Genomic DNA, 4,891 nt, shown 5'->3' with positions numbered 1-4,891 from the left:
GACAAGGCCGAGGGCTTCGCGGACGCCGACTTCATCATCGAGGCGGTCTTCGAGGAGATCGGCGTCAAGCAGCAGGTGTTCGCGGAGGTCGAGACCGTCTACTTCTCGGGCCATGCCATCACGTCCGCACTCTGGGTGCTCGGCGCCTACGCCGTGGGCGGCGCGGTACTCGCCTGGGCGGCCTCGTGGCGAAACGAACGCCGACACCCGGACGCCCCCGCCGCAGAACCCGAGACACGGCCGAAGCCGTCCCCCGCCGGCTGACACGATGTCCGCCGACACCCTCCCGTCTGCGACGGAACGCCCACGACGAACGTCTGCGGCGAACATCCCCGTCGAGCGGCGCGGACGGGAGGGCGCGCACGGCGTCGACGAGCCGCCACGCCAAGCCGTCACGCACAGCTCGTGAGCGGTGGAGGGTGCTCGCGCAAGACGGCCGATCCGGAGCGCGCGCTGGCGGAGTCGAACACCTGCCCGGTGTTCACTGCGCTCCGTACACCGGTTCCGGAGTCGCCGCCTCCGCGAGGAGTTTCAGTGCGGCCTCCCCGGCTTCGGACGGGGACCAACGGGCGCCCTTGTCCGCCGTGGGGCCGGGGCGCCACCCCTCCATGACCGTGATGCGACCGCCCGCCGCCTCGAAGACCCGCCCCGTCACACCGGCGGAGGCCGGGGAGCCGAGCCACACGACGAGCGGGGACACGTTCTCCGGGGCCATGGCGTCGAAGCCGCTGTCCGGGGCCGCCATGGTCTCGGCGAACGTCGCCTCGGTCATCCGGGTGCGGGCCGCGGGAGCGATGGCGTTGACCAGCACGCCGTAACGGCCCATCTCGGCGGCGGCGACCAGGGTCAGCCCGACGATCCCGGCCTTGGCGGCGGAGTAGTTGCCCTGGCCGACGCTCCCCAACAGACCCGCCCCACTGGTGGTGTTGACGATCCGGGCCACCGGTACGCGGCCTGCCTTGGCTTCCGCGCGCCAGTGGGCCGCCGCGTACTTCAGCGGAAGGAAGTGCCCCTTGAGATGGACGCGCATCACGGTGTCCCAGTCGTCCTCGCCGAGGTTCACCAGCATCCGGTCACGCAGGAACCCGGCGTTGTTGACCAGGGTGTCGAGGCGGCCGTAGGTCTCGACGGCGGTACGGATCAGCGAGGCCGCGCCCTCCGTCGTGGCGATGTCCCCGCCGTGGGCGACCGCCTGCCCGCCGCGGGCGACGATCTCGTCGACGACGAGCCGGGCGGGCCCCGCCTCGGTACCGGTACCGTCGAGACCGGCACCGAGGTCGTTCACGACGACCCTCGCACCCTCCGCGGCGAGGGCGAGGGCGTGCGCCCGGCCGAGTCCGCGCCCCGCTCCGGTGACGATCGCGACACGTTCGCTGCACAGTCCGGACATGCTCTGGGTCCTTCCGCTGGAAGTCGGGAAGCGAGTTCAGCCGTTCGCGGTTGCGGCGTCGAGGAAGGCCGGGCGTTCGCCGCCGCCGTGGACGAGCAGACTCGCACCGCTGATGTACGCGGCGCGCTCGGAGGCGAGGAAGACACAGGCGTCGCCCACCTCCGCCGGGTCGGCGAGCCGGCCGAGCGGCACGGTGCGGCCGACGGCCGCGATGCCGTCCGCGTCGCCGTAGTGCAGATGCGACAGCTCGGTGCGGACCATGCCGAGGACCAGGGTGTTGACCCTGACCCGCGGGGCCCACTCCACGGCCATGCTGCGGGCCAGCTGCTCCAGGCCCGCCTTGGCCGCGCCGTAGGCAGCCGAGCCCGGTGACGGACGGCTGCCGCTGACACTGCCGATCATGACGATCGACCCGCCGCCGGGCTGGGCGCGCATCTGCTCGTAGGCGGCGAGGGAGGCGGTCAGGGGAGCGAGCAGATTCAACTCGACGACCCGGGAGTGCCGTTCGGCCCCACCCTCCTCGAGCATCCGGTACGGCGTGCCCCCGGCGTTGTTGACGAGGACGTCCAGCCTGCCGTACTCGCCCCCCACGTGGCTGAAGAAGGCACCGACGGCGTCCGCGTCACGCAGGTCGACCGGGAGGAACCGGGCGCTGCGCCCGGCCGCTGCGACAGGCCGGTCCGCGGGCCGCCGGGCGCAGGTCACCACCTCGGCTCCGGCCTCCAGCAGGGCCCGGGTGATGCCCGCGCCCACGCCCCTCGTTCCGCCGGTGACCACCGCCACCCGTCCGCTCAGATCGGTGATCGTTGCCATGGGAGGCCTCCCGCGACGTGTACTCCGCTGCTACCTTCACACCTAACAAACGTTTGGTGGAAAGGTAGCTGATCCGCCCATGGGTGTCTCCACCGCACGCCCCGAAGAGGGCATCGCCGTCATCACCGTGGACTTCCCACCGGTCAACGCCGTCCCCGTCCAGGGTTGGTACGACCTGGCCGCCGCGGTGCGCGCGGCCGGTTCCGATCCCGCCGTACGCTGTGTCGTCCTCACCGCGACGGGGCGGGGGTTCAACGCCGGCGCCGACATCAAGGAGATGCAGCACACCGAGGGGTACACGGCGCTCGTCGGCACCAACCGCGGCTGCTACGAGGCGTTCGCGGCGGTCTACGACTGCGAGGTCCCCGTGGTCGCCGCTGTGCAGGGCTTCTGCGTGGGCGGCGGTATCGGTCTGGTCGGCAACGCCGACTCGATCGTGGCGAGCGACGACGCGACCTTCGGGCTGCCCGAGCTGGACCGGGGCGCGCTCGGCGCGGCCACCCACCTGGCCCGGCTGGTCCCTCAGCATCTGATGCGGACGCTCTACTACACCTCGCGCACCGTGACGGCCGAGGAACTCCACCGCCACGGCTCGGTATGGCGGGTCGTCCCGCGCGAGCAGCTGCACGCCGCGGCCATTGAGCTGGCCAGGGAGATCGCCGCCAAGGACGGGCTGCTCATCCGCTTCGCCAAGGCGTCGATCAACGGCATCGACCCGGTGGACGTCCGCCGCAGCTACCGCTTCGAGCAGGGCTTCACGTTCGAGGCCAACCTCAGCGGGGTGTCGGACCGGTACCGCGAGGCCTTCGTGTCGTCCCAGTCGTCGAAGTCGTCCAGGGCGTCCAAGTCGTCCGAAGGGGAGGCGTGTTGAGCGACAAGACGATGACCGCCGAGCAGGTGGTCGGCCGGCTCCGAACCGGCATGACTGTGGGCATCGGCGGCTGGGGGTCGCGCCGCAAGCCGATGGCCCTGGTCCGCGCACTGCTGCGCTCCGACATCACCGACCTGACCGTGGTGTCCTACGGCGGTCCCGACGTCGGCCTGCTCGCCGCGGCGGGACGGATCCGTACCCTCGTGGCCCCGTTCGCCACCCTCGACTCCGTCCCCCTGGAGCCGCACTTCACCGCGGCCCGGCAACGAGGTGCGTTCGACCTGGTGGAGCTGGACGAGGCGATGTTCATGTGGGGGCTGACCGCCGCCGCGCAGCGACTGCCCTTCCTGCCGGTCCGGGCCGGTCTCGGCTCCGACGTGATGAAGGTCAACCCGCACCTGCGCACGGTGGTCTCGCCCTATGCGGACGGCGAGAAGTTCGTCGCGGTCCCGGCGTTGCGCCTGGACGCGGCTCTGGTGCACCTCAACCGGGCGGACGCACGGGGCAACGCCCAGTACCTTGGGCCCGACCCGTACTTCGACGACCTGTTCTGCCAGGCAGCCGACACCGCGTACGTCTCCTGCGAGCAGCTCGTCGACACAGCCGACCTGCTCAAGGACGCGGCCCCGCAGACGCTGCTCGTCAAGCGCGCCTTCGTGACGGGGGTCGTCCAGACACCCAACGGCGCGCACTTCACCTCCTGCGCCCCCGACTACGGCCGTGACGAGGCCTTCCAGCGCGCCTACGCCGTTGCCGCCCGCGACCCGGAGGCCTGGCAGGCGTTCACGGACCGCCACCTGCCCGCGGACGAAGAGACCTACCAGGCCGCGGTCGCGGCATTCCACGAGGAGCGGGCGTGAGCAGTCCTCCGACGAACAGGACGACGCGCGCCGAGTACTGCGTGGTGGCCTGCGCCGAGGCCTGGCGCCACGCCGGGGAGGTCCTGGCCGGCCCCATGGGCACCGTCCCCACCATCGGCGCCCGGCTGGCGAAGCTGACGTTCGCGCCCGACCTGCTGCTCACCGACGGCGAGGCACTGCTGATCGGTGACGTCCCGGCGCTCGGTGCCCGCGCCCAGGTGGTGGAAGGCTGGCTGCCCTACCGCCAGCACCTGGCCCTCGTGGCCACGGGACGGCGGCACGTGATGATGGGGGCCAGCCAGATCGACCGCCACGGCAACCAGAACATCTCGTGCATCGGCGACTGGCCCCGTCCTGCCCGGCAACTCCTGGGTGTCCGGGGCGCCCCCATCAACACACTGAACAATCCGACCAGTTACTGGGTACCCAAGCACTCCCCGCGCGTCTTCGTGGAGCACGTCGACATGGTGTGCGGAGTCGGCTACGACCGTGCGGCCGAGGCCGGCCCGTCGGCCACCCGCTTCCACCACGTCCCGGAGGTGATCAGCAACCTGGGCGTCTTCGACTTCGCGACCCCGGACCACTCGATGCGGCTGCGCTCGCTGCACCCGGGAGCCACGGTCGAACAGGTCCTCGCCGCCACCGGCTTCGACCTCAGCGTCCCCGACGAGGTTCCGTACACCCGCGAGCCCACCGGCGAAGAGCTGCGCCTCGTCCGGGAGGTCATCGACCCGCAGGGCGCCCGCGACCGTGAGGTGCCCGCATGAGCGACACCACGATCGCCACGGCCCTCACCGAACTCGTCGGAGTACGCACACCCATCGTCCAGACCGGCATGGGGTGGGTGGCCGGCCCCCGCCTGGTCTCCGCCGCCGCCGACGCAGGAGCCCTGGGCATCCTCGCGTCCGCCACCATGACCCCCGAACAGCTCCGCTCGGCCGTGCGCGAGGTCAAGTC

General features: G+C 71.8%; 6 protein-coding genes and 1 pseudogene. 5 read left to right on the top strand and 2 right to left on the bottom strand.

Going from position 1 to position 4,891, the window contains the following annotated elements; genetic code table 11:
- A pseudogene (locus tag ABT116_RS39615) lies at positions 1–120 on the top strand (3-hydroxyacyl-CoA dehydrogenase NAD-binding domain-containing protein); the annotation flags it as partial.
- Between the two features lie 361 nt (positions 121–481).
- On the opposite strand, the gene ABT116_RS39610 reads toward ABT116_RS39615, so the two are convergent.
- Together ABT116_RS39610 and ABT116_RS39605 are read right to left on the bottom strand one after the other, a co-directional pair.
- Positions 482–1,390 (bottom strand): SDR family oxidoreductase, encoded by a 909-nt coding sequence (locus ABT116_RS39610; protein WP_351644652.1) that lies wholly within the window; start codon positions 1,388–1,390, stop codon positions 482–484.
- Between the two features lie 36 nt (positions 1,391–1,426).
- On the bottom strand, positions 1,427–2,203 hold the full coding sequence (locus tag ABT116_RS39605; RefSeq protein WP_351644650.1) for an SDR family oxidoreductase: 777 nt from the start codon (positions 2,201–2,203) through the stop codon (positions 1,427–1,429).
- A gap of 79 nt (positions 2,204–2,282) precedes the next feature.
- Here ABT116_RS39605 and ABT116_RS39600 point away from each other — a divergent pair, with 79 nt between their 5' ends.
- The 4 genes from ABT116_RS39600 to ABT116_RS39585 form a co-directional block, all read left to right on the top strand.
- Entirely contained in the window at positions 2,283–3,074 is a 792-nt protein-coding gene (locus ABT116_RS39600; RefSeq protein WP_351644647.1) for an enoyl-CoA hydratase family protein, read from the top strand.
- Positions 3,071–3,934, top strand: coding sequence for a CoA transferase subunit A (locus tag ABT116_RS39595; protein WP_351644644.1), 864 nt, complete (start codon positions 3,071–3,073; stop codon positions 3,932–3,934). The genes ABT116_RS39600 and ABT116_RS39595 overlap by 4 nt, the downstream gene beginning before the upstream one ends.
- Positions 3,931–4,701 carry a CoA-transferase subunit beta gene (locus ABT116_RS39590; protein ID WP_351644639.1) on the top strand — a complete coding sequence of 257 codons (771 nt, stop codon included), beginning with the start codon at positions 3,931–3,933 and terminating at the stop codon, positions 4,699–4,701. Before ABT116_RS39595 ends, ABT116_RS39590 begins: the two co-directional genes overlap by 4 nt.
- 11 nt (positions 4,702–4,712) lie before the next feature.
- Positions 4,713–4,891: nitronate monooxygenase (locus tag ABT116_RS39585; protein ID WP_351644654.1), on the top strand; the 179-nt coding region annotated here is incomplete at its 3' end.

Source organism: Streptomyces sp. NPDC002130 (assembly GCF_040296465.1).
Classification (GTDB): domain Bacteria; phylum Actinomycetota; class Actinomycetes; order Streptomycetales; family Streptomycetaceae; genus Streptomyces.
Note: the sequence above shows the minus strand (reverse complement) of the source record. Positions and strands in the feature narration are given on the sequence as shown.